The organism is Rhizobium brockwellii (genome assembly GCF_000769405.2).
Classification (GTDB): domain Bacteria; phylum Pseudomonadota; class Alphaproteobacteria; order Rhizobiales; family Rhizobiaceae; genus Rhizobium; species Rhizobium brockwellii.
In genome coordinates, this window is the sequence record NZ_CP053439.1 from 3404503 (window position 1) to 3428127 (window position 23625).

Genomic DNA, 23625 nt, shown 5'->3' on the forward strand with positions numbered 1-23625 from the left:
GAAGGAAGGGCATCCCTGCGGCGGGAGATGCCCTGTCTCGATACCAGCAATTTATCCGTCGATCGTCAAAGTGACTGATGTCGGGCCGTAGGAGAGGCTCGCCTGGTGGCCGGAAACCGTGACCTTGCCGAAGGTGCCAGTCACCGCACTCGCCTTGAGGATTTCGATCTTCGTTCCGGGCGTTGGGGCATAGCCGTCGACAAGCGTCACATCGAGGTCGCCGGCCAGCGCCGCCTTGCCCTCGACGACCAGCGTCCCCGCGCCGTTTGCGCCGAGCGCCGGCTTCGTCGTGGCATTGGCGACCTGCTGATAGTCACCGCTCACGGTCAACGGCTTGGCGGCCGCCAGAACGAGCGAGCCGCCGTTGACCGTCAGCCCGCCACGACCGAAGGCCGACGACGACAGGGCCACCAGCGCGCCTTCTTCCAGCACGGTGCCGCCGGCATAGCTGTTGGCGCCCGAAAGCCCGAGGATGCCGTTGCCGCGCTTCACCAGCCTGCCCCTGCCGGTGATGTCGTTCCGCCAGGTGTCGATCGAATTGAACCCGCCCTTTGCCGCGTCCATCGTCACGGTCACGTCCTGTTCGAACGCACCGTAACCATCGGCGGCGGCAAAGAGGTTGAGACGGCCGTAACCTTCCGCATCGTCGAGCAGCGGGTAGCCGGAGGCGATCTCCGTCGTCTTCAGCACGGCGCGGCGCTGCTCGCCGTCCAGATAGGGCAGACGCGTTTCGAGAAGCGCTTCGGCGCCCTGCGGCACGCGCGCCGGCTGATCCGTCGAATGGATCGTCGGCAGGCCATAGCTCAAGCGCTGCAGCACGTAGGCGCGATTGGCGTCATGATCGGCGAAACGGTCTGCAGCGAGCGGTGCCGCGTGGGCGGCAACCTCGAGCGCACCCGCATCCGCAACGCCTGATTTGGCGACGAGCCATGACTGCGCTTGGGCGTAGGCATCGCTCTTCAGCGCCGCATTGTCGGCCTTGTTCAGATTGTAAACGACCGCAGCCGTGCCGAGCATCCGGCCGCCCATGACGTCGAGAGGAGAATGCATGCCCGCGAGAATACGGTCTTCACCCAGCTCGCTGGCGCGCGTGATCATTTCCTGAAAGCGCTGCGGTACGAGATAGGCCATGGCGAGCGCATCCCGCCAGGCTTCCGCCGTATGCCCGCTCGGGAAACCACCGTCCTCGACCGGCTTGCCGCTCTTGGCGGGCTCCAGCGTCGGCACCACCAACACGTCCTGGCTCCAGCGGTAGGGACGGCCATATTTGAAATAGCGTTTTGTGGGCTCCGTCGAGCCGTCACCGCTTGCGGCGTTGATGAAGTCGATTGCAAGGCCCATGTCGGGGTTGGCATCGGTCTTGTTTTCCGAGTCCGGCTTGCTGCCGGCGCCGCGATTGTTGCCCTTGTCGTCATATTTGACCGTCGTCGCGTCGGCCGCCACCTCGGTGATCGTGGTGGTCTGCTTCGAGCCGGCCTTCCAGGCATCCGTCAGCGGACCGAGGCCATCGACGATGCTGGCATTCTTGCCACGCCGATCGTCGAGGTAGGCAGCCACCGCCTGATCGGCAGTTCGCGCCCGCGTCGCTTTGACGACATAGGCGATGTTGGCGTCATGGACGGACTGGTTGACGATATGGCCGTCGGTCTTGCTGGCGGGAATGCCGTCCCAATCCGTCTTGGCGACAGCCGGGCAATTATCCTTGGCCGGGGCTTCGACACCCGCATCGACGAAAGGCGTGCGCGGTGTCCAGATTTCGAGGAAGCCGGAGAGAAGATGAACGGCGGCGTTGGTGTCCACCGTCGAGAAGCAGGCGTCACCGCGTTTGTTGGTGTTTCCGGCCTGCGCATAAGGCGCTTTCGCTGCGGTGGCCTGCTCGGCGCTGGCAAGCGATGGCACGATGGAAAGGAGGCAGACGAGGGCAGTGCTCAGGCGACAAAAGCTTAAAGCAGACATGGTGATACCCGAAATGGTTGAACGAACGCCGGGAGAGTTAGAGTTCTTATGTGACAGATCAATTGCAAAAATATTGCCATTCTGTGAACCAGTTGGCGTCCGCCTCTTGCCTTTCCTATCCATCCCGCCAAAACTGGCTGGAAGACGATGAGCCCAACCAGATTGCCGGAAAGAGGGCATGACAGCGCGCCAACGCATCATTCCGGTGAGACGCGAATATAATCGCTGGGTCGCCAACCAAACGCTGGAAGATTATGCGTTGCGCTTCACTGCCAAGAGCGCCCGCCATTTCTCCTCGCAGCGCATCTCGCAGACGGCGATCGGCGCGATCTCCTTCCTGGCGCTGGAGGCGATCGGCGGCGCGATCACCCTCTCCTACGGCACCACCAACGCCTTTTACGCCATCATCGTCGCCTCGATCGCCATGCTGGCGATCGGCCTGCCGATCAGCCGCTACGCCATCCGCCACGGCGTCGACATCGATCTTCTGACGCGCGGCGCGGGCTTCGGCTACATCGGCTCGACCATCACCTCGCTGATCTATGCAAGCTTCACCTTCATGCTGTTTGCGATCGAGGCCTCGATCATGTCCGGGGCGCTGGAGCTCACCCTCGGCATCCCGCTCTGGATCGGCTACATCATCAGCGCCGTCATGGTAATCCCGCTGGTGACGCACGGCGTGCGGCTGATCAGCAAGTTTCAGCTGATGACCCAGCCCTTCTGGATCGTGCTGAATATCCTGCCCTTCATCTTCATCGCCTTGCTGGACTGGGAAAAATTCGATCTCTGGCGCGCCTTTGCCGGCATCCGTCATGCCTCAGGCCCACCCGGCACCGTCGCCGAGTTCGATCTGGTGGAGTTCGGCGCTGCTTCTGCCGTCATCCTGGCGCTGATGTCGCAGATCGGCGAACAGGCCGACTTCCTGCGCTTCCTGCCGCCAGACCCGCAGCGCAAGTGGCGCCACCGCCTGGCGATCTTTCTCGCCGGGCCTGGCTGGGTCATCATCGGCGCGCCGAAGCTGCTTGCCGGTTCCTTCCTGGTCGTGCTGACCTTCACCTCAGGCGTCCCCCTCGACCGCGCCGCCGACCCGGCGCAGATGTATCTGACCGCCTTCGGCTACATGGTCCCCTGGCACAATGCCGCGCTGCTATTGATGGCCGCTTTCGTCGTCGTCTCGCAGCTGAAGATCAACGTGATGAACGCCTATGCCGGCTCGCTCGCCTGGTCGAACTTCTTTTCGCGGCTGACCCATAGCCATCCCGGCCGTGTCATCTGGCTGGTCTTCAACGTCGCAATCGCCCTGCTTTTGATGGAACTCGGCATCTACCGGCTGCTGGAGGAGACGCTCGGCATCTTCTCGATCATCGCCATGGCCTGGCTCTGCACGATTTCCGCCGATCTCTTCATCAACAAGCCGCTGGGGTTGGCTCCCCCCGGCATCGAGTTCAAGCGCGCCCACCTCTACGACATCAACCCGGTCGGCCTCGGCGCCATGACGCTGTCGGCGGCGGTGTCGCTGACCGCCCATTTCGGCGCCTTCGGCGAGATCGCCGCCTCGCTCGCCCCCTACATCACCCTCGTCATCGCCCTGATCGCCTCGCCTGTCATCGCCTGGGCGACGAAAGGCAAGTTCTATCTCGCCCGCAAGCCGCGCCAGAGCTGGAAGAACCTGACGAGCATTACCTGCTCGGTCTGCGAACACCCGTTCGAGCCGGAGGACATGGCCTGGTGCCCGGCCTATGCCGCGCCGATCTGCTCGCTCTGCTGCTCGCTCGACAGCCGCTGCCACGACATGTGCAAGCCGGCGGCCCGTTTCAACGCTCAGGTCGGCACCGTCGCCAAGGCGCTGCTGCCGGAAGCCATTCTGGGGAAGCTGACGACGCGCCTTGGCCGCTACGGCATCGCCGTCGTGCTGGCATTGACCGCCATCGGCGCGATCCTGGCAATGATTGCCCATCAGGTCGCCTCCGCCTCACCCGCGACGGGTGAGGTCGTTAACCGCACCATCCTCATCGTCTTCTTCGTCTTCTCGGTGATCTCAGGCGTCGTCTGCTGGTTCTATGTGCTCGCCCATGACAGCCGCGTCGTTGCCGAGGAGGAATCTTCGCGCCAGAACACGCTGCTGCTCAAAGAAATTGCCGCCCACAAGAAGACCGACGCTGCCCTGCAGAACGCCAAGGAAACGGCCGAGGCCGCCAACCGCGCCAAGAGCCGCTATGTCGTCGGGCTCAGCCATGAATTACGCACGCCACTGAACGCCGTGCTCGGCTACGCCCAGATCCTCGAACGCGACGAGACCATTCCGGCACCGCGCCAATCCTCGATCAAGGTCATCCGCCGCAGCGCCGAACACCTCTCGGGACTGATCGACGGCCTGCTCGATATTTCCAAGATCGAAGCCGGCCGCCTGCAGGTCTATTCCAATGAGATCAACATCCAGGATTTCCTCGACCAGATCGTCGATATGTTCCGCCCGCAGGCGCAGGCAAAAGGGCTTGCCTTCATCCATGAGCGCGCGCCGGCCTTGCCGCAATTCGTCCGCACCGACGAAAAGCGCCTGCGCCAGATTCTCGTCAACCTGCTCTCCAATGCCATCAAGTTCACCGACGAGGGCAGCGTCACCTTCGATGTCGGCTATCGCAGCCAGGTAGCAACCTTCACCGTCGCCGATACCGGCCGAGGCATCACGGAGAAGGACCTGCCTCGTATCTATGAACCTTTCCAGCGCGGTGAGGCCGAAAGCGTACGGCCAATGCCGGGGCTCGGCCTTGGCCTCACCATCACCCGGCTTCTGACCAACACGCTCGGTGGCGAGATTTCGGTTTCGAGCATAAAGGACGAAGGCTCGACCTTCCGCGTCCGGCTGATGCTGTCCGCCGTCATGCGCGCCGTGGCCGCAGCGCCGCAGGAGAAGCGCATCGTCGGTTATGACGGCCCGCGCCGAACGGTCGTCGTCGTCGATGATAACGAGGACCACCGCGAGATGATGCGCGAGATCCTGGCGCCGCTCGATTTCATTGTGCTGACGGCGGCAGGCGGCGGCGAATGCCTGACGCTGATCGAGGGCATCATGCCGGACCTTTTCCTCGTCGATATTCTGATGCCCGGCATGAACGGCTGGCAGCTCGTCTCGCGTCTGCGCGAGGCCGGCCAGATGGCGCCGGTGCTGATGCTGTCGGCCAATATCGGTGATGCGGCCGTTCTCAGCGACAGCGACGACAGCCACAATGATGCGATCGGCAAGCCGGTCGACATCCGCCAGCTGCGCGACAAACTCGCCCTGCATCTCGGCGTGACATGGATCTATGCCGATGCCACGCCAGCCGTTCCTGTCAAGATCGAAGCGCCGATGCTGAGCCCAGGTGCTGCCCATGTGCAGGAATTGCTGCGGCTCGGCGAGATCGGCTATATCAGAGGCATTGAAGCCAAGCTTTCGGACCTTGCCAAGGTGGAGGCAAATCAGCCATTCACGGAGGAACTTCGCGCCTATGTCGCCGCCTTCGATCTCGCCGGCTTCATGACCTTCCTGCACGACTTCGACGAAAAGGTGGAATCCATTGGCTGAGCCGGCCCTCCCCCGCGACATCGTTCTGCTCGTCGACGACTCGGCCGAAGCACTCGGCTTTATGACCGACGCGCTCGAACAATCCGGCTTCTCCGTGCTGATCGCCACATCGGGCACGGCGGCACTTGGTATCGTCGAGCGCATCACGCCCGATCTCATCCTGCTCGACGCGTTGATGCCGGGTATGGATGGCTTCGAGACCTGCCGCCGACTGAAGGCGAATGCCGCGGTAGCTCAGGTGCCTGTCGTCTTCATGACCGGCCTGACCGAGACCGAGCATGTCGTGCACGCGCTGGAATCCGGCGGCGTCGATTATCTCAGCAAGCCGATCAACATCGATGAACTGCGCGCCCGCATCCGCGTCCATCTGCGCAACGCTCGCTCGGCCCAAAGCGCCCGCATCGCCCTGGACGCAGCCGGCCGCCATCTGCTGGCAGTCAAGGGCGATGGCGCCATCCACTGGTCAACGCCGCAAGCGACACGGCTGGTCAATGCCGCCATGGGAAGCGACGACGGCATGGAAATCGTCGTCCGCCATATCGCCGGCTGGATGCACGACCGCGTCGCCGCGGTGCGCGACGGCATCATCTCGATCGCCCATGCCGGCCAGGCGGCGCTGCAGCTCGCTTTCCTCGGCGCAATCGGCCCTGACGAATATCTCTTCCGCCTCACCGCCGCCAGTCAGCGCAGCGACGACGAGGTCCTGCGCCAGCGCTTTTCGCTCACCCAGCGCGAATCCGAAGTGCTGCTCTGGATCGCCAAGGGCAAGGCCAACCGCGACATCGGTGAAATATTGGGACTGTCGGCGCGGACGGTGAACAAACACCTCGAACAGATTTACGTGAAGCTCGGCGTCGAGAACCGGGCCTCGGCCGCCGTGAAAGCCACGCATGTGCTGTACGAGATGTGAGATGGTGTTGGCGGCTAGAACAGGATGTCGTCCGAAGACCGCTCACACTTTTCGGCATCATGCTCTAGGCGCTAAACCACCCGATCCGGCACATCCCTGCCCTCGAAAAACGCCGTCACGTTGTCGACCACCTTCATGCCCATGGCGGTCCGCGTCTCTTCCGTGGCGCTGCCAAGATGCGGCAGCACCATGACGTTCTCCATCCGCCGCAGCGTCTCCGGCACATCAGGTTCCGCCTCGTAGACGTCAAGCCCGGCGCCGCGGATCGTGCCCGCCTTGAGCGCTGCAATCAGCGCCGCCTGATCCACCACGTCGCCACGCGCCGTATTGATGAGAAAGGCGCCCGGCTTCATCGCCGCAAGCCGCGCCGCATTCATCAGGTGCCGGTTCTCTGCTCCACCTGGACAATGCAGCGAGACGAAATCGGCCACCGCCAGCACGGCCTCGATAGTCGGCAGCTGCCGCGCGCCGTAACGCGTCGCCTCAGCCGGATCAATCGGTGAACGGTTGAAGAACACCACATCCATGCCGAAGCCGAAATGGCAGCGTTGAGCGAAGGCCTTGCCGATTCGGCCGAAACCGATAATGCCGACCGTCTTCCCCGTCACCTTGGTGCCGACCATATGCGTCGGGCACCAGCCCTTCCATTCACCAGCGCGTAGCTGTCGCTCGCCCTCACCGCCGCGCCGGGCAACGGAGAGCAGCAGCAACATGGCGATATCGGCCGTGCAGTCGGTCAGCACGCCCGGCGTGTTCGTGACCGCAACGCCTCTCTCCTTGGCAGCGGATATATCGATGTGATTGTAGCCGACGCCGAAATTGCCAAGGATCTTGGTGACAACCGGCGCGCCGTCGAAGACGGCGGCCGGCAACCGATCGGAAACCGTCGGCAATACGGCATCATAGGTAGAGAGCGCCAGCCTTAGCTCGTTTTCACCGAGCGGAATATCGCCAGGATTGAACGTCACGTCGAAACGTTCGGCAAGGACGGTTTCCACCGTGGCTGGCCAGCGCCGGGTGACGAGAATGCGGGGTTTAGACATGGACGGTTCCGCTCAATGCTTCAAAACGATGCCAAGAGTTAGACCAGCCGGGCGAAAATTGAAACGTCAGCAAAAAGAAAGAAGCCCGGTCGGAACCGGGCTTCGATAATCATGTCCCATAAAGGGGGGCGAGGCTTACTGCGGGAAGTAGCTGTACTTGCCGTCCGGACCCTTCTTCCATTCGTACATGATGTAGCCAGGAATCTTCGGGTCGCCCTTTTCGTCGAACGAAATGTCGCCGAGAACGGTCGGGAACGGGCCCTTTTCCTTCATGGCCTTGGCAACGGCCTCAGGATCCAGCGAACCGGCAGCCTTGGCAGCCCCGGCGATCGTCTGCATGGCAGCGTAGGAATAGAGCGTGTAGGCTTCCGGATTGAAACCAGCGGCCTTGAACTTTTCGACGAGTTCCTTGTTCGCAGGGTTCGCCGTCGGATCGGGGCCGAAGGTGTTCAGCGTACCGGCGACTGCGTCGCCAGCGATCGAGGCCAGTTCGTTCGAAACGATACCGTCGCCCGAAACCAGCGTCGCCTTCAGGCCCTGGTCAGCCGCCTGGCGGATGATGAGACCGGCTTCGGTGTGCAGACCACCCCAATAGATGATCGAGACGCCGGCTTCCTTCATCTTGGCGATGAGGGCCGAGAAGTCCTTGTCGCCGACATTGATGCCTTCGTAAATGACTTCCGTGACGCCGGCGGCGTTCATAGCCTTCTTGGTTTCGTCGGCAAGGCCCTGACCGTAGGGGGTCTTGTCGTGAACGACAGCGATCTTGGCGTCCTTGAAGTGATCGGCAAGATACTTGCCGGCGATGGCACCCTGCTGGTCGTCACGGCCGCAGGTGCGGAACGTGTTCCAGAGGCCCCGTTCCGTGAAGGTCGGGTTCGTCGCGGCCGGGGTGATTTCAAGGATGCCGTTTTCGGCATAGACTTCCGAAGCCGGGATCGAAACGCCCGAGTTGAAGTGGCCGATGACGAACTTGACGCCGTCAGCAGCGAACTTGTTGGCGACCGAAATGCCCTGCTTCGGGTCGGAGACGTCGTCGCCGAGTTCGATCTTGATCTGCTCGCCGTTGATGCCGCCAGCCGCGTTGATGTCGGCGGCTGCCTGTTCAGCACCCTTCTGGAGCTGAGCGCCGAACGCGGCGTTCGGGCCAGTCAGCGGACCAGCGACAGCGATGAGGACGTCGGCCCAAGCGTTGCCGCTGAAGGCGACCATCGCCGTCAGAGCCACTGCCGACAGAAGAGACTTCTTCATATTATTACTCCCAATTTTTGGGCGGGTTCCGGTCCAAGGCCCAGCGCACTACCCACCATTGACTGCGCCAGGAAAGCTGTTCCACTCGAAAGGCAATTCATGCCTAGTTTCAACGGACTGTCAATGTTTGTCCTTCCACGAAAACGCGGAAGTCTTTTCGTACAGCCAGTAATAGTTGTTAACCATCTGATTGGTGCGGCGGTAGCGGAAGCCGGCCGTCGAGAACACCAGCAGCGTCACGAAGTCGAGGATATAGTAGAAGGCGTTGAGCATCGGACCATTGAACAGGGCATGATGCAGGAACTGCATCGCCCAGGCGAGCAGGAATGTATAGACGATGACCAACGGATAGTCGGCCCAGCCTTCGGCAACCGCTTTGCCGGCGCGCCAGGCCGTCCAGAAGCCCAAGAGCAAGACGATGACACGGATCGCCACAAGGGGGCCGGCATCCGCTTCGAAGAAAAGTCCCTGCATGTCAAACTCTCCTTTCGACCTAGTGTCTTCCGCCTTCGAGATAGGCGGCGCGGACCTCGGGATTGGCAAGAAGCTCCTTGCCGGAGCCGCTCATCGTCACCTTGCCGTTCACCATCACGTAGGCGCGGTGAGAAAGCCTGAGGGCGGCGAATGCGTTCTGCTCGACGAGGAAAACGGTCAGCCCCTCCGCCTCGTTGAGCTTCTTAATCGCCTCGAAGATGCCCTTGACGATCAGCGGCGCAAGACCGAGCGAGGGTTCGTCGAGAAGCAGCAGCTTCGGGCGCGCCATCAGCGCGCGGCCGATCGACAGCATCTGCTGCTCACCGCCCGAAAGTGTTCCGCCGCGCTGAGCGTGACGTTCCTTGAGACGCGGGAAGAGCGTGAAGATCTTCTCGACGTCTTCCGCGAAGTGTTTCAGATTGTCGAGGCCAGCGCCCATCTGAAGGTTTTCCAGAACGGTCATGCGCGGGAAGATGCGGCGGCCTTCCGGTGACTGTGCAATGCGCAGACGAGCGATTTCATGCGTCGGCATGTGGGTGATGTCGCGGCCCTCGAAGACCACCGAACCGCTGCGGGCCTGCGGGCTGCCGCAGATCGTCATCATCAGTGTCGACTTGCCGGCGCCGTTGGCGCCGATCAGGCTGACGATCTCACCCTTGTTGACGTGGACATCGACGCCGGCCAGCGCCCGGATATTGCCGTAATAGGTTTCGACGCTATTCACCTGAAGGAGCGGTTGACCCGTCATGACTTCATCGCCCATCAGTTTGCGCCTCCTTCGAGCTGCTCGACGGCTGCGATCACCTCTTCCACTTCTTCATCCTCGACACCGAGATAGGCCGCGATGACCCGCGGATCGTTCTTCACGTGATCCGGTGTGCCATCGGAAATCTTCTGACCGTATTCCAGGACGACGACGTGGTCGGAGATTTCCATGACCACAGACATATCGTGCTCGATCAGCAGGATCGACGTTCCGGTTTCGGCGCGAATGCTTTTCAGCAGCGCGTTGAGCGTTGCCGATTCCCGTGGGTTGAGGCCGGCAGCCGGTTCATCCAGGCAAAGCAGCTCCGGGCCGGTGCACATGGCGCGGGCGATTTCGAGACGCCGCTGGGCTCCGTAAGGCAAATCGCCGGCGGGGTCGTCTGCGCGGTCGATCAGGTCCGCCTTCTCGAGCCAGAAACGGGCGAGCTCGATTGCAGCAGCCGCTTCCCGCCTATAGGGGCCGACACCGATAAGGCCGAGGATCGTATAACCCGATGCCTTCATCAGCTTGTTGTGCTGGGCAACCAACAGGTTTTCGAGAACGGTCAGGCCGGAGAACAGCCTGATGTTCTGGAAGGTGCGTGCGACCTTGGCTTCCCTGGTGATACGAAAGTCCGGCAGGCGCTCCAGCAGATATTGCTTGCCGTTCTTCTGGTTGAACGTGATCATGCCCATCGTCGGCTTGTAGAAGCCGGTGATGCAGTTGAAGACGGTGGTCTTGCCGGCGCCGTTCGGCCCGATCAGCGCGGTGATATCGCCACGCTTGGCTTCGAAGGAAAAGTCGTTGATGGCCATCAGGCCGCCGAACTTCATCGACAGGTGTTCGACCTTGAGAAGAGTGTCGTCAGACATCGTATTCGTTACGGGGCTCATCAACCATGGCCCTCCTTGATGAAGCTTCCGGATATCGCCTTGCGCTCTCTGAGGAAGGCTGTCGGCTCACGCGAGCCGACGAAGCCGCGCGGCTTGAACAGCATGACGACGACCATGGCGAGGCCGAAGATCAACATGCGGTAGAGTTCGGGCGTAAAATCGGGTCCGAAGATGAGTTTTAGGAAGTCCATGCTGCGCAACAACTCGGTGCCGCCGACCATGACGATCGCGGCAATCGCGATGCCGGTCAACGAACCCATGCCGCCGAGAACGACGATAGCAAGAATGACGGCCGATTCCAGGAAGACGAAGGATTCCGGCGAGACGAAGCCCTGGCGGGCGGCGAAGAACGAGCCGGCGAAACCGGCAAACATCGCGCCCGTCGCAAAGGCGGTCAGCTTGGTCGTCACCGTGTTGATGCCGAGCGAACGGCAGGCGATCTCGTCTTCGCGCAAGGCTTCCCAGGCGCGTCCGATCGGCATGCGGCGCAGCCGGATGGTGACATAGGCCGTCAGCATGCAGAGCATCAGAATGAGATAGAAAAGGAAAATCTTGTAGTAGGCCGAGGAGATCGGCAGGTGAAAGAGCTTGGCAAAGCCGCCGGCCGTCGCATCGAAGGGAATGCCGAAGAGTGTTGCCTTCGGGATGCTCGAGATACCGAAGGTACCCTTCGTCACGTCAGTCCAGTTGATGAGGACGAGACGAATGATTTCACCGAAGGCAAGCGTCACGATGGCGAGGTAATCGCCGCGCAGGCGCAGCACCGGGAAGCCGAGAATGACGCCCCAGAGTGCCGCGAAGATGCCCGAAAGCGGCAGCAGCACCCAGAAGGACAGGCCGAAATAGCTCGAAAGCAGCGCGTAGGAATAAGCGCCGACGGCATAGAAGGCGACATAGCCAAGGTCGAGCAGGCCGGCGAGGCCGACGACGATGTTCAGCCCCCAGGCCAGCATCACGTAGATCAGGATCTGGATGCCGAAATTGTCGACATATGTCAGCGAGCCCTGAGGGCCTTTGATCGCCACCACCACCATGGGATAAAGCAGAAGCGCGATCAGCGCGATCTTCAGGAAATGCCGGTGGAAGAAGCTCTTCTCGGTTGAGATGTCGAGTTCGCCCTGTCTCGCCTTTGCCAGCTTGCGGCTGTCGAGATGCGGCCGCAGGAAAACCACTGTGGCGAAGCGGCCGATGGCGGCGACCGCGACGAAGATCGCAAGCAGGCCCCAGCGCTGGACAATGATCAGCTCGTTGCTGATGTTCTGGTCGGTCTTGAGGCCGACATAGAGAACGAACATGCCGAACGACAGGACAGCGGCGAAAAGAGCTTCGGTAAGGCCTTTGCGGACAAGTCCGGCATCGGGCTTGCCTGCAGAATTTTCAATGTTTGCCATGACGTTATACCTTCTCGACTTCCGGCCGCCCGAGGATGCCGGTCGGCTTGAAGATCAACACGAAAGCCAGGATCGCAAAGGTCGCGACGTCTTTGTAGGCGATGGTGAAGTATGCCGACCACAGCGACTCGATAAGGCCGATAAGCAGGCCGCCGAAGACGGCGCCGGGTAACGAACCGATACCGCCGAGAACGGCTGCCGTGAAGGCCTTCACACCAGGCGTGAAGCCGTCGTTAAACGAGGCGACGCCATAATACATCAGGTACATCGTGCCGGCGACGGCTGCGAGAGCCGCACCCATAACGAAAGTGATCGAGATCGTCTGGTCGACGTTGACGCCGAGCAGCGCCGCCATCTTGCGATCCTGCTCTGTAGCGCGCTGGGCACGGCCGAGTGCGGTGCGGTTGACGATGTACCAGAAGATCGTCAGCAGCACTGCCGTGATCACGATGATGATAATCTGTTTCAGCGACACCGAGATGTTGCCGAACTGGTAGACCGTGCTCACCATCGGTGGAATCGGCTTGTTGCGCGGGCCCTGCGTCACCTGGATGAAGTTGGACAGCGTGATCGACATGCCGATCGCGGTAATCAGCGGCGCCAGGCGGAAGGAACCGCGCAGGGGACGGTATGCGACGCGCTCAATCGTCCAGTTCCACAAACTCGTCATCAACATCGCAACGACAAGCATCGCCAGCAGCAGCACGGCCACCGGGAGACCTGCGAAGATGGATGTGAGGACGAGGAAGACGATAAGAGCGGCGAAACCACCAAGCATGAAGATGTCGCCATGGGCGAAATTGATCATACCGATAATGCCGTAAACCATCGTATAGCCAATAGCCACGAGGCCATAGATGGATCCGAGCGTCAGCCCGTTTAAGAGCTGCTGGACGAAATACTCCATATGTCGTTTTCCCCTGGATGCGAGCCGAAAATGCTGCATCTCTTTTTGGTTCTTCAGTTCTCCGTTTCAGAGAACCTCATAGGCCGAATGCATAGCGGTTTCGTTGGAAATGTGAAGACAAAAAGGATTTACTCCGACAGATTCTTGTCAGAACAGGCCTAACTGGCGCGTTTTGAACCAAAATCCACAGAAAAACGGCAGAGCAGGGCCTATTTTTAGCCAGAAACTGCCACTGGGTTAACCATCCGGAGGTATCGCCGTCGATTTCCTGCTCGGCTTGCTGCGTAAGCTATTCCACAGAATTGGAAGATGGAGCAAATTCAGACCCCAAGGCAGCCTCTTTGACGAATGCCATTTCACGAGCGATGCCCCATCTTCGTCTGACAAGGCCGAAAACTTATGGTAGCATCATCAAGCTGTGTATTGAGGGATGCAGAGCACGACGGGGAACACCATATAGCTTAAGTATCGGGTTGTAATAGGGATGGTTTGCGGACGAGCGACAGCGGGGTGCTCGCCGCGTGGCGAATGGCAAAAGGACGATGCTGAGGACATTTGAAAAGGCGGCGCTCGAAGCCGGCAGGGCCATCATCACGGTCCTGCGCGAAGGCTTCCCCGTCGCCATGAAGGCGGATGCAAGTCCGGTCACGGTCGCCGACGAGGAGGCCGAGCGCATCATCCTCGCTCATCTCGCCAGAGATTATCCCGAAATACCCGTCGTGGCGGAAGAATCGGTCGCCGCCGGCAAGGTGCCCGACATCGGCGGCCGAGGCTTCTTCCTGGTCGACCCTCTCGACGGCACCCGTGAATTCGTCGACGGACGACAGGAATTCACCGTCAACATCGCCTATATCGAGAACGGCGCCCCGGTGGCCGGCATCGTTTATGCGCCGGCGCTGGGGCTTGCCTTCTCCGGAGAACGCGGCCACGCCGAAAGGCTCGTCGTCATGGACGATTTCACGGTCGGCGCACGCAGCGCGATCACGGTGCGCGAACAGCCGGACGACAGGCTGGCGCTTGCAAGCCTTCGCCACAACAGTCCGGAGACTGGAAGCTTCCTCGCCGATCAAGCGATCTTCAAATGCACCAATATCGGCTCCTCGCTGAAATTCTGCCTGCTGGCCGAAGGCAAGGCCGACGTCTATCCGCGTTTCACCCGCACGATGGAATGGGACACCGCAGCCGGCGATGCGGTGCTACGCGCCGCCGGCGGTTCGACGGTGACGCTGGACGGGACGCCACTAACCTACGGCAAAACGGGAACGGCCGCCGATTTCGACTTCGCCAACCCGAACTTCATCTCCTGGGGCGGCAGGAAACGCGTCCTCGAACCGGCGTGACGATCCGCGGGAATCGCTGAAGACCGGCGCAAGCGGCGCAATCCTTTGCATCGCCGCCACGTGTTCAGGCCCGCCGCTACGATCCGCGGTCGACCTCAGGTCAGCGCGCCATCCGAGCGGGTCGTCCCTTTACCTGTCAAATATCCTTCCTCTGCGCATCAGGAAGCGTGTCCACGATCCCATTCCGGCTGTGGAGTGATTCGCACGATCGGGCGTCATCAAGTGATTCTGGCCGGAACTCGTCGCTCTGCAGCCTTTTAAGACGCTGCGCCGCCACCAATCTCGCCTTGATTTTGTCACATTCTGACACGACTTCGGCGATGATCGAGATCTTCATCAGAAAAATTTCGCATCGTCTTCCGTTAAGAAATACGCTTAAGAGCCACGGGCCACGTGTCGAAACGGCACGTCGCCAGCCCGCGGCGAACCCCTCCAAAGGCCTAAAAACTTTGACAAAATTCCAATTATTAACGAAATATCATGAGCTTGCCTCAACTTAACGCAAATGCGAAAGATTTGCTGCGATGCGATATTTCTCTGGACACCATTACACAATTGTCGCATTTTTCCGTTCTAGTAGGGTTACCAAGACCTAAGTGCAGCCCTGGTGACAGGGTAAACCATTGATCGCCTATTGCCGCCGCGCCCCCTCGAAGACAACAGAGTACGATCCTTGAGCATCACGGAACTAAACAACAGCATTTCGACAGAGTCCTTCCGGCCGAGCCGCCGCCAGCAGCCGAGCCTGAAGATCCAGACCCCTGTTATCCACAGCGATGCGCCGCAGGCGCCGTTGCTGGATCTGGTCCTGAAGCGGGCGTTCGACATTGTTTCGTCGTTGAGCGCCCTCCTCGTCCTCGCCCCTTTCCTTCTGTTCGTCGCCCTGCTGATCAAGATCGACAGCCCGGGGCCGGTGCTCTTCAAGCAGACCCGCTGGGGCAAGAACTGTAAGGCCATCAAGGTCTACAAGTTCCGTTCCATGCGCACCGACCTCTGCGACGTCTCCGGCGTTGCCCAGACGGTAATGAACGATCCGCGCGTCACGCGCATCGGCGCCATCCTGCGCCGTACGAATGTCGATGAGTTGCCGCAGCTGCTGAACGTGCTGCTGGGCCACATGTCGGTCGTCGGTCCGCGCTGCCATGCGATCGGCATGCGCGCCGGCGGCGTGCTCTACGAAGAACTCGTACCGGAATACCATCAGCGCCATGCGATGCGCCCCGGCATGACGGGCCTTGCCCAGATGCGCGGCCTGCGCGGCCCGACCGATCGTCCGGCCAAGGCGCGCGCCCGCATCGCCAGCGATCTCTACTACGTCGGGAATTTTTCGATCTTGATGGACATGCGCATCATTTTCGGAACCGTCGTGTCGGAGCTGACCCGCGGAAAAGGCTTCTAAGCTTTAAGCTTTGTGAGAAGAGACCGGCCGCCTTGTGCATGTCGCCCAAAAGTGTGCAACGGTTTTAGGAAATCGACATGCATAAAACAAAGACCTAAAGCGCGATGCCACGCGCTTTAGAGCAGCCGGTACCGGAATGCTCTGGCGACCGCCTGCATGCGGTTGACCCAATCGAGCTTGCGCATCGCGCTCTTCAGATAACCTGCCACCGTATGCGACGAGAGATCGAGAATGATCGCGATCTCGTCGCTGTTCTTGCCGGCCGCCGACCAGCGCAGGCATTCGATTTCGCGACGGGTGAGCATCTCCAACCGACCATCCTCCACGCCGCCGCCACGCGAAACCTTGTCCAGAAGCTCCATGCAGCCGTAAAGCAGCGCCATCGCCTGCTCTCGCGTGGGCATAGGACAGCTGCCTGAGAACCGAAGATGTATTGTTTCAGGTCAGCGTCGTGCTACGCGAAGGCGAAGGTATTCTTCAGCCCGTGCATCTGAAAGAGACTGTCGAGTTTGCGGTTTTCCCGGTTGGCGGCGCTGCCCGCAAACGACCCCTCCTCGCAGAAGACCGGCATGATCGTCCGCTTCATCGCAGTCACCAGTCTGCTGCAATAGAAGAGATCGGCGGCCTCGTAAAAGCCGACAAGGCTTTGCGGCCAGTTACTGATCAGTCGGTTTTCGATGAAAGCCGTACGGTCGCCGCGCGGGAAAACCGAGAGCAGATAGAAATCGAAGCCCACAAGCTTCGCCATCGCCCCGAGCCGTTCCTTACCGTCGTTAAACAAAACCCCGACGCCATCGGCCTACGAACACGAAAATGCAGCATCCTCAGCGCAGTCGCCGACTGCGCGTCCACGTCTTTGCATCTTCGTATCGTCGAATCGCCAGCTTCGGCTCGGCCTTGCTGCCGGCGGCGAAAAGTTCGCGCCGGGCCATCGGCAAAGACGGCTTCTTCCCCGCATCCCGAGGACAAGAAGCATCCGAGTGCGAACTGGATTGATACAGCGGGAAGAACGGAGACGAAGTCTTGCGCTCATTCTTATGTTGCCGCACGTATCAGATCGTCCCGGGAAATCAGCTAATATTTATTCCGCATGACTCCCATGCAGGCGCTGCAAATTGACGTAGCAGCAGGCCGCCGCCCCACATCACCCGCCGGGCGGGCGTCTAAATTTGTTATCAAAGTCTTACGATGGGTTTAGGCAATTTTTAAATGTGGCAGGCTAGAGTGGGGCTCGTGGTCTTGCGTTGTGTAGAGAGTCCAATGACCGAAATGATACGTCCCCGAGTAAAATATGTCATCGGCCCCGATGGCAGCCCCCTGACGATCGCGGATCTTCCGCCGCCCAATACGCGGCGCTGGGTGATTCGCCGGAAGGCAGAGGTTGTCGCGGCTGTTCGCGGTGGCTTGTTGAGCTTGGAAGAGGCCTGCGAGCGTTACACGCTCACGGTCGAAGAATTCCTCTCCTGGCAGTCGTCGATCAACAGCCACGGTCTTGCCGGCCTGCGCACCACGCGCATCCAGCAATATCGTCACTGATCACACCCCAGCATTGACGACATTTATTTCGGGCCGGACGCATCTCCCATGAGGGAATGAAGAAGGCCCGAAATCATTGACGAGGCTGCGTAGCACCAAAGGCCCGGCTGCGTGAAGGCATCCGCCAGCCCCGTCGTCTTCGCCGCCGCAATGACGATCGCGACCAGCAGCACATCCATCATCGACCACTTGGACAGATGCGGTACGACGCGACGATAGAACAGGCTGCCGGCCCCACCGCCGGCGGCCGTCGCTTCTGCGGTGATCCCTGTCGCCTCCACGGTGATGCCGACCATCTTCACAAACGGGAGCAGGATCGAAACCAGGGCGACGATTGCCGCCAGCAGCCCGTCCCCGCCTTGCCATAGCGAGACGATGATTTCGATCAGCGACGGCGTCTTGTCGAAGAAATACAGCGTCTCGAAACGGACCAGCGGCAAGACGAGGCCGAGCGCCAGGAAGAACGGCGCGGCCACGAGAAGCACGGGGCGAGCCATCGAAAGCGCACTCATTGCATTGAACCTCTCATCGATCCGACATTTTGCATGAACACTCTGTCTCCTGCCTGTATTGCCTCCACGGCTTGGCACGACCGCGCCGCCATGTCACGGTCCGCTACGACAATATCGGTTATGAGGAAAGACAATGGACATTCGAAGTGAGGAAGGCGTCTCCGGCGGCCGCTATGCGGCCGAGATCGAAGGGCACGAGGCTGAGATGACCTATTCGCGCACATCGCCGAAGCTCGTCATCATCGATCACACGGCCGTTCCCGATGCGCTGCGCGGCAAAGGTGTCGGCCAGGCACTGGCGCTCCACGCCGTGGAGGCAGCCCGAACCGGCGGCTGGAAGATCATCCCGCTCTGCCCTTTCTTCAAGGCGCAGGCGCAACGCCATCCGGAATGGAAGGATGTCGTGAATTAATGCATGTCGCCAAAAGCGCACAGGGGGTTTTGGGATAAGGACATGCATGAGACAAATCGTCCCCGTGGGTGACGAATCTCGTCTCCGATGGGAGCGACACCGTAAGGCAAACACCAAAAGCCATGTATGACGGACGGCGCGCCCATCATACATGGCTTCTCAGTGGCGATCCCAGGGCGCCGAAGCCGGCACCCAGCCGTTTCTGTTACGCCCTTGCTCTGGCGCCGCCGTCACGCTCTTCCAGCGCTGTGGCCCTTGCATATTCCGCCTGCATCTCCTCGAGCGCCATTTCCAGCGTCTCTTCCTGCATCTTCAGTTCCTTGATCGAAACCTGCAGGTTGTCGGCCCGCTGACGCGCGGCCTTGGCGAAGGTCGGATAAGCAAAGTGATTCGGGTCGGAAATACCGGACTTCTTTTCCTCGACGACGATCTGGCTCTCCAGATCCTTCGTCATCCGTTCGAATTCGGACATCATCATCTGCAACTGCTGCAACTGACGTCGTTTTTCGTTCACCTGAAATTCCTTCAGGCGAACGAGACTTTCTCGCGACTTCATACGCATTACTCCCGTGATGCGAGACCCCGGCTCAACTTGAAACTGCCCTGCGCGCCGCTTTGACACGGTTTGCTAAAAAATTTCCCACGATATTAACAAATACCTACCGCTGGTAACCTTTCGTTTACGGGCATCGTTAATGATAGGCCCGATGATTTAAGGGTCGGTAAATGCCGCGGCATTAAGTTCGAACCTTTTCATTGGCGAGTCGGATGAATCACTTAGCGCTGTTTCCTAATGTTAAAGTTGAGGAGCACCTTTTTGAGATTCCTATTGGAAAACAGAGAAATGGAAAAATTGTTTAATAAATTCGATACTCCTTGCCAGAGTGAATTAGAATTTGTTAACCATTTCGTGGCAGCTTTCAAATCACGTAACGTGTTCGGTATCGTGTAGGGGGCCAGACCACCTTTCGGCGGCGGTAAAGGGGATAATTATGCGGGTACTTCTAATCGAGGATGACAGCGCAACGGCGCAGAGCATCGAGTTGATGCTGAAATCAGAGAGTTTTAATGTTTATACCACCGATCTCGGTGAAGAAGGCGTCGATCTGGGCAAGCTGTATGATTATGATATCATCCTTCTCGATCTGAACCTGCCCGACATGTCCGGATATGAAGTGCTTCGCACTCTTCGGCTGTCCAAGGTCAAGACACCGATCCTCATCCTGTCGGGCATGGCCGGCATCGAAGACAAGGTTCGCGGCCTCGGTTTCGGCGCTGACGACTACATGACCAAGCCGTTCCACAAGGACGAGCTCGTCGCCCGCATCCACGCTATCGTCCGTCGCTCCAAGGGCCACGCACAATCGGTCATCATGACCGGCGAACTGATCGTCAACCTCGATGCCAAGACTGTCGAAGTCGGCGGCCAGCGCGTCCACCTGACGGGCAAGGAATATCAGATGCTGGAGCTGCTTTCGCTCCGCAAGGGCACCACCCTCACCAAGGAAATGTTCCTGAACCACCTCTACGGCGGCATGGACGAACCGGAACTGAAGATCATCGACGTCTTCATCTGCAAGCTCCGCAAGAAGCTCGCCAACGCTGCAGGCGGCGCCAACTACATCGAGACCGTCTGGGGCCGTGGTTACGTTCTTCGCGAGCCGGATGGTGCCGAATACGCCGAAACCGCCTGATATTTTTTTCCGATCCCCCTTATCGGACAAACGAAGATCCCGCCTTTTCGGCGGGATTTTTCGTTTCTGCCTGCGGGCAATAAGAACCCGCCTTCACAACACATGATCTCAGGCCGGATCGGCTTGAGATGCTCTGTCATTTCGATCTAGAGCATGTCTCGCAAATGTGTGCAGCGGTTCTGCGATAAAGACATGCGGAAAAGCAAAGACCTAAAGCGTGGCAAGCGAATCTGAAAGATCGCGACGCTTTAGGAAATAGCGTAGGGCGGCCGAAACCGCTTGCACTCGGCATCATGCGCCAGTGATGCCGATATCGGCAAAAAGAGATCTGCCGGTCAGGCGGCGATCGCGCGGTTTCCGAAAACGGCGGTCAGGATCTTACGATCGAACGGCTTCAGCAGGAAGTCGGTAGCACCGGCCCGTTTGCCCGCCATCAGTTTCTTCAGATCCGCCTCGACGACGCAGTAATAAATCTTGACCTCTTTGCCGCCTTCCATGGCACGGATGGCGGCGATGAGGTCGAGGGCGCCTTCCATGCCGGAATCGACGATCAGATATTCCGGCAGCTCCGCCTGGCAGCGCTGCAGCGCCTCGCCGGCGTTGGAGGCTTCGCTGACGAGAAAGTCGAGTTCGGAGAGAATGCGCTTGCCGACCTTGCGGACGATGTCCGAATTATCGGTGATCATGAACCTTTGCATGGCCGCTCCTTTGCCCCCGCATTCGTCGCAGCAAGAGGCCTCTTACAACCCTGGAGAATAGGTCCATCAGGCTAACGAATCGTTACCGGACAGAGCGCCGACGCACGTCTGCGCTCCGAAATCAGGCTGCCGCAGCCACTGCCGTGAACACCAGTTCGTCGGCGCTGGCGCTGTGATCAAGCGTCATTCCGCACTCCTGCGCCAGAAGCACGGTGTAATAGGGCTGGATCGAATGGGCATCGATGGCCTCCTCGATCGTGCCGGTCGATATCTCGACGAATTTCGGCGGCAAGCGCATCAACTTGCCTTTGGACGTGAGCTTGAACTTGGCATCGAACTCGGGATTTTCGAGCGTTACCTCGAGCACGCCGCCGCGCGGAATGGCGGAATAGGCAACGAGGAAGAGGTTGAGCAGCAGCTTGACACGGTTCTTGGCGACGATCGCGCGCGGTCCGTTCCAGATCACCTCGGTCTTCTTCTCGGCGACGGCGAAATCCTTGGCTGCACGCTCGGCCTCGCCGGTGTCGATCGATGCGCCGACGGAACCCGACGCGCCGAAAGCGAGGCGTGCGAATTTCAGGCGGACGGAAGCGTTGAGCGCGCTGGTGCGGATCAGGTCCATTGCATCGGCATCGGCGCCGCCCTCATCCAGGAGTTCCAGTCCGTTATTGATCGCGCCGACGGGCGAGATGACATCGTGGCAAACTCGGCTGCAAAGAAGCGCGGCCAGATCTGGGCCGGACAGGGTGAGATTGGGGTTCTTGGACATCATTGTCTCCTGATGGGCGGCAATTTCATTGCGCCCGGAATATGCTTCATCAAAATTGCGCGAAGTTTGCGATCGTACTCGATGCCATAATGACACCATATTTGGTAAACCGATTGTTAAGATCATCGGCGCAAAATGCACCAATCGCCGCGAGCGGTTGCCCGCTCCTAGCCAAACGACGAACGGATGACACCATGCGCCCTCGATTTCCGCACCGATTCATCGGCTTCTGCAGGTTACTTTCGGCCCTCATCTTCTCCTCGCTGATGGTTGCCGGGCCGGCCGCCGCCCAGGACAACGGCCAGTATACGATGCAGGAAATCGTCGACGCCGGCCACTCCTTCTTCGGCTCCGCCAGCGGCGGACTTGCCAAAGTGGTCGAGAGTGCCTTCCAGAAATACGGCCTGCCAAACGGCTATATCCTCGGACAGGAAGGCGGCGGCGCCTTCATCGCCGGCCTGACCTATGGCGAAGGCCAGTTGAACACCAAGAACGCCGGCGAACATAATCTCTACTGGCAGGGACCCTCGCTCGGCCTCGATTACGGTGGCCAGGGCTCGCGCGTGATGATGCTGGTCTACGACCTGCCTTCCGTCAACGGCATCTATGACCGCTTCGGCGGCGTCAGCGGTTCGGCCTATGTGATCGCCGGCTTCGGCATGACGCTGCTCAAGAACAACGACGTGCTAGTCGTGCCGATCCGCACCGGCGTCGGTGCTCGCCTCGGCGTCAATGTCGGCTATCTCAAGATCACCCAGGCGCCGACCTGGAACCCCTTCTGAGGCCTCAAAGCCGCTGGAATCTGCCGCCGTCCCCACCGGCGGCCTTGCCATGCGCGTCACGCGTGCTTAATCATCGCGGCTGACCTCGTATCAACCTTCTTACCGATGGCCGCGCCGTGATCGAATATGCTCTCTTGTTCGGATTGGGCTTCCTGACCGCGGCCTTCCTCGTCTTTCTGGTCTCGCCCGCCGTCCACCGCCGCATCGTCTGGTATACCGAGAACCGGCTGAAAGCGACGATGCCGCTGAGCCCGCAGGAGGTTCGCGCCCAGAAGGATATGGTGCGCGCGCTCTATGCCGCCGAAAACGCCCGCACCGCCCAGGACCTTCTGCGTGAGCGCGAGAAATCTCTGTCACTCCAGCTTCGCCACGACGCCCTCGCCGTCGACGCTGGCAGGTTTGCCGCCGAGATCGGCGAATTGCAGGCCCAGATCGGCGAGATGCATGTCGAGGCGGCCGACCAACGCTCGCATCTTCGCAAGGACGAGAACTATATCAGCCAGTTGAAGACCAATCTGCATATTGCCGAGCAGTCCGCTGCCAATAAGGAGAGCGAACTGACGACGATGAGGACGCGGCTGAGCAAACTCGGTGAACAGGCCGATGGGCTGAGGATAGACCTGGCCGCGCGCGAGACCGAGGCAGAGAGCCTGAAATTCCGGGTCAACGCGCTGCGCGACGAACGCGACACGCTGCGCCAGGACGTCAGCCTGCTGCAGAAGCGCGCCAAGGATGCCGAACAGAAACTGACGCAGCAGCAGCATATGGTGATCCGCCTGGAGGATAAGGCCGCGCGCGACAGCGCTTCCGCCACCGAAAAGGAAAACCTGGTCGCTCGTCGGCAGCAGGAGATAGCCAAATTGAAGGAGCAATTGAAGGCCGCCAACGCCGAGATCCGCAAGGTCAACCGGGTGCTGCGCGACGCCGGCCTTGCCGGGATGGTCGCGGAGATGCCGGCGGAAATGACGGCCGAAGACACAACCACATCCACGCTCGACACCGCCATGATCACGGCTGAGATGGGCGAGGATGTCCGCAAGCGCAGCGCCGCCCTTGCTGAGCGTCTGCAAAAGGCAAAGGCCGTAACCGGACGCGATGGTGCGATCCGTGAGGAGATCGCCTCGATCGCCGCCAATATGGTGGCGCTGACCGCACTCAGCGAGGGTCCCGCCTCGCCGATCCGCACGTTGCTCGTCGAAGCTGCGGAAAAGAACACGAACGATCGTGTCAGCCTTGCCGACAGGGCAACCGCGATCATCGCCGATCCCCCGAGCGTCCGATAGGACGCGCGGCGCGCCATCATGTTCGACCATCATGTTTGAATTCACGCAGAACCCTGAAAATCGAT

24 protein-coding genes are annotated in these 23625 nt (G+C 60.2%); 9 read left to right on the plus strand and 15 right to left on the minus strand.

The genetic code is table 11. The features are described from left to right. Positions 1-51: 51 nt before the first annotated feature. On the minus strand, positions 52-1956 hold the full coding sequence (locus RLCC275e_RS16965; RefSeq protein ID WP_033179983.1) for an acid phosphatase: 1905 nt from the start codon (positions 1954-1956) through the stop codon (positions 52-54). A 178-nt stretch (positions 1957-2134) separates the two neighbouring features. Between RLCC275e_RS16965 and RLCC275e_RS16970 the strand changes: the two genes are divergently transcribed. Next, complete coding sequence (locus RLCC275e_RS16970) at positions 2135-5521, plus strand: hybrid sensor histidine kinase/response regulator (RefSeq protein ID WP_003561965.1); 3387 nt, start codon at positions 2135-2137, stop codon at positions 5519-5521. Next, positions 5514-6431 (plus strand): response regulator transcription factor, encoded by a 918-nt coding sequence (locus tag RLCC275e_RS16975; protein WP_033179982.1) that lies wholly within the window; start codon positions 5514-5516, stop codon positions 6429-6431. The genes RLCC275e_RS16970 and RLCC275e_RS16975 overlap by 8 nt, the downstream gene beginning before the upstream one ends. A 71-nt stretch (positions 6432-6502) precedes the next feature. Here the strand turns inward: RLCC275e_RS16975 and RLCC275e_RS16980 are convergent, their stop codons facing one another. The 7 genes from RLCC275e_RS16980 to RLCC275e_RS17010 all read right to left on the minus strand — a co-directional run bounded on the left by RLCC275e_RS16980 (position 6503) and on the right by RLCC275e_RS17010 (position 13135). Next, positions 6503-7474, minus strand: a complete 972-nt coding sequence (locus tag RLCC275e_RS16980) for a 2-hydroxyacid dehydrogenase (protein WP_033179981.1) — start codon at positions 7472-7474, stop codon at positions 6503-6505. A 135-nt stretch (positions 7475-7609) separates the two neighbouring features. Next, the gene (locus tag RLCC275e_RS16985) at positions 7610-8725 is read right to left on the minus strand and encodes a branched-chain amino acid ABC transporter substrate-binding protein (protein ID WP_003561968.1); all 1116 of its coding nucleotides are present in this window, start codon (positions 8723-8725) and stop codon (positions 7610-7612) included. 120 nt (positions 8726-8845) lie between these two features. Beyond that, positions 8846-9199 carry a DUF6867 family protein gene (locus RLCC275e_RS16990; protein ID WP_003561969.1) on the minus strand — a complete coding sequence of 118 codons (354 nt, stop codon included), beginning with the start codon at positions 9197-9199 and terminating at the stop codon, positions 8846-8848. A gap of 19 nt (positions 9200-9218) precedes the next feature. Continuing rightward, positions 9219-9962 carry an ABC transporter ATP-binding protein gene (locus tag RLCC275e_RS16995; RefSeq protein ID WP_003561971.1) on the minus strand — a complete coding sequence of 248 codons (744 nt, stop codon included), beginning with the start codon at positions 9960-9962 and terminating at the stop codon, positions 9219-9221. Then, complete coding sequence (locus RLCC275e_RS17000; protein ID WP_003561972.1) at positions 9962-10837, minus strand: ABC transporter ATP-binding protein; 876 nt, start codon at positions 10835-10837, stop codon at positions 9962-9964. The genes RLCC275e_RS16995 and RLCC275e_RS17000 overlap by 1 nt, the downstream gene beginning before the upstream one ends. Then, the gene (gene livM, locus RLCC275e_RS17005; protein ID WP_003561973.1) at positions 10837-12228 is read right to left on the minus strand and encodes a high-affinity branched-chain amino acid ABC transporter permease LivM; all 1392 of its coding nucleotides are present in this window, start codon (positions 12226-12228) and stop codon (positions 10837-10839) included. Before livM ends, RLCC275e_RS17000 begins: the two co-directional genes overlap by 1 nt. Positions 12229-12232: 4 nt before the next feature. Next, positions 12233-13135 carry a branched-chain amino acid ABC transporter permease gene (locus tag RLCC275e_RS17010; protein WP_003561974.1) on the minus strand — a complete coding sequence of 301 codons (903 nt, stop codon included), beginning with the start codon at positions 13133-13135 and terminating at the stop codon, positions 12233-12235. 542 nt (positions 13136-13677) lie between these two features. Here RLCC275e_RS17010 and cysQ point away from each other — a divergent pair. After that, positions 13678-14475 carry a 3'(2'),5'-bisphosphate nucleotidase CysQ gene (gene cysQ, locus RLCC275e_RS17015; RefSeq protein ID WP_003561975.1) on the plus strand — a complete coding sequence of 266 codons (798 nt, stop codon included), beginning with the start codon at positions 13678-13680 and terminating at the stop codon, positions 14473-14475. A 136-nt stretch (positions 14476-14611) separates the two neighbouring features. Here cysQ and RLCC275e_RS17020 read toward each other — a convergent pair whose 3' ends face one another. Continuing rightward, positions 14612-14812: a hypothetical protein gene (locus RLCC275e_RS17020; protein ID WP_033179979.1), complete on the minus strand. Its 201-nt coding sequence runs from the start codon at positions 14810-14812 to the stop codon at positions 14612-14614. Between the two features lie 336 nt (positions 14813-15148). Between RLCC275e_RS17020 and RLCC275e_RS17025 the strand changes: the two genes are divergently transcribed. Beyond that, positions 15149-15874, plus strand: a complete 726-nt coding sequence (locus RLCC275e_RS17025) for a sugar transferase (RefSeq protein ID WP_003561976.1) — start codon at positions 15149-15151, stop codon at positions 15872-15874. Positions 15875-15990: 116 nt separating this feature from the next. Here RLCC275e_RS17025 and RLCC275e_RS34755 read toward each other — a convergent pair whose 3' ends face one another. Both RLCC275e_RS34755 and RLCC275e_RS34760 read right to left on the minus strand, forming a co-directional pair. Continuing rightward, positions 15991-16278 (minus strand): response regulator transcription factor, encoded by a 288-nt coding sequence (locus tag RLCC275e_RS34755; protein WP_406660447.1) that lies wholly within the window; start codon positions 16276-16278, stop codon positions 15991-15993. Positions 16279-16328: 50 nt separating this feature from the next. Continuing rightward, the gene (locus tag RLCC275e_RS34760) at positions 16329-16622 is read right to left on the minus strand and encodes an autoinducer binding domain-containing protein (protein ID WP_406660449.1); all 294 of its coding nucleotides are present in this window, start codon (positions 16620-16622) and stop codon (positions 16329-16331) included. Between the two features lie 512 nt (positions 16623-17134). Between RLCC275e_RS34760 and sciP the strand changes: the two genes are divergently transcribed. Then, positions 17135-17410: a CtrA inhibitor SciP gene (gene sciP, locus RLCC275e_RS17035; RefSeq protein WP_007533628.1), complete on the plus strand. Its 276-nt coding sequence runs from the start codon at positions 17135-17137 to the stop codon at positions 17408-17410. Positions 17411-17433: 23 nt separating this feature from the next. Here sciP and RLCC275e_RS17040 read toward each other — a convergent pair whose 3' ends face one another. Next, positions 17434-18000, minus strand: a complete 567-nt coding sequence (locus tag RLCC275e_RS17040) for a paraquat-inducible protein A (RefSeq protein ID WP_171816894.1) — start codon at positions 17998-18000, stop codon at positions 17434-17436. A 55-nt stretch (positions 18001-18055) separates the two neighbouring features. Between RLCC275e_RS17040 and RLCC275e_RS17045 the strand changes: the two genes are divergently transcribed. After that, positions 18056-18334: a GNAT family N-acetyltransferase gene (locus RLCC275e_RS17045; protein WP_003561979.1), complete on the plus strand. Its 279-nt coding sequence runs from the start codon at positions 18056-18058 to the stop codon at positions 18332-18334. Between the two features lie 205 nt (positions 18335-18539). On the opposite strand, the gene RLCC275e_RS17050 is transcribed toward RLCC275e_RS17045, so the two are convergent. Next, a complete protein-coding gene (locus RLCC275e_RS17050; protein ID WP_003542353.1) occupies positions 18540-18890 on the minus strand; it encodes a hypothetical protein in 351 nt (116 codons plus the stop codon). 436 nt (positions 18891-19326) lie between these two features. On the opposite strand from RLCC275e_RS17050, the gene ctrA reads away from it, so the two are divergent. Next, entirely contained in the window at positions 19327-20028 is a 702-nt protein-coding gene (gene ctrA, locus RLCC275e_RS17055) for a response regulator transcription factor CtrA (protein ID WP_003542362.1), read from the plus strand. Between the two features lie 335 nt (positions 20029-20363). On the opposite strand, the gene RLCC275e_RS17060 is transcribed toward ctrA, so the two are convergent. Then, positions 20364-20726, minus strand: coding sequence for a response regulator (locus RLCC275e_RS17060; RefSeq protein WP_003542364.1), 363 nt, complete (start codon positions 20724-20726; stop codon positions 20364-20366). Between the two features lie 121 nt (positions 20727-20847). After that, positions 20848-21495, minus strand: coding sequence for a histidine phosphotransferase ChpT (chpT, locus tag RLCC275e_RS17065; RefSeq protein ID WP_003542366.1), 648 nt, complete (start codon positions 21493-21495; stop codon positions 20848-20850). Positions 21496-21689: 194 nt separating this feature from the next. Here chpT and RLCC275e_RS17070 point away from each other — a divergent pair, with 194 nt between their 5' ends. Both RLCC275e_RS17070 and RLCC275e_RS17075 read left to right on the plus strand, forming a co-directional pair. After that, complete coding sequence (locus tag RLCC275e_RS17070) at positions 21690-22277, plus strand: DUF1134 domain-containing protein (RefSeq protein WP_033179977.1); 588 nt, start codon at positions 21690-21692, stop codon at positions 22275-22277. A gap of 116 nt (positions 22278-22393) precedes the next feature. Beyond that, entirely contained in the window at positions 22394-23560 is a 1167-nt protein-coding gene (locus RLCC275e_RS17075; RefSeq protein ID WP_033179976.1) for a coiled-coil domain-containing protein, read from the plus strand. Positions 23561-23625: the final 65 nt, after the last annotated feature.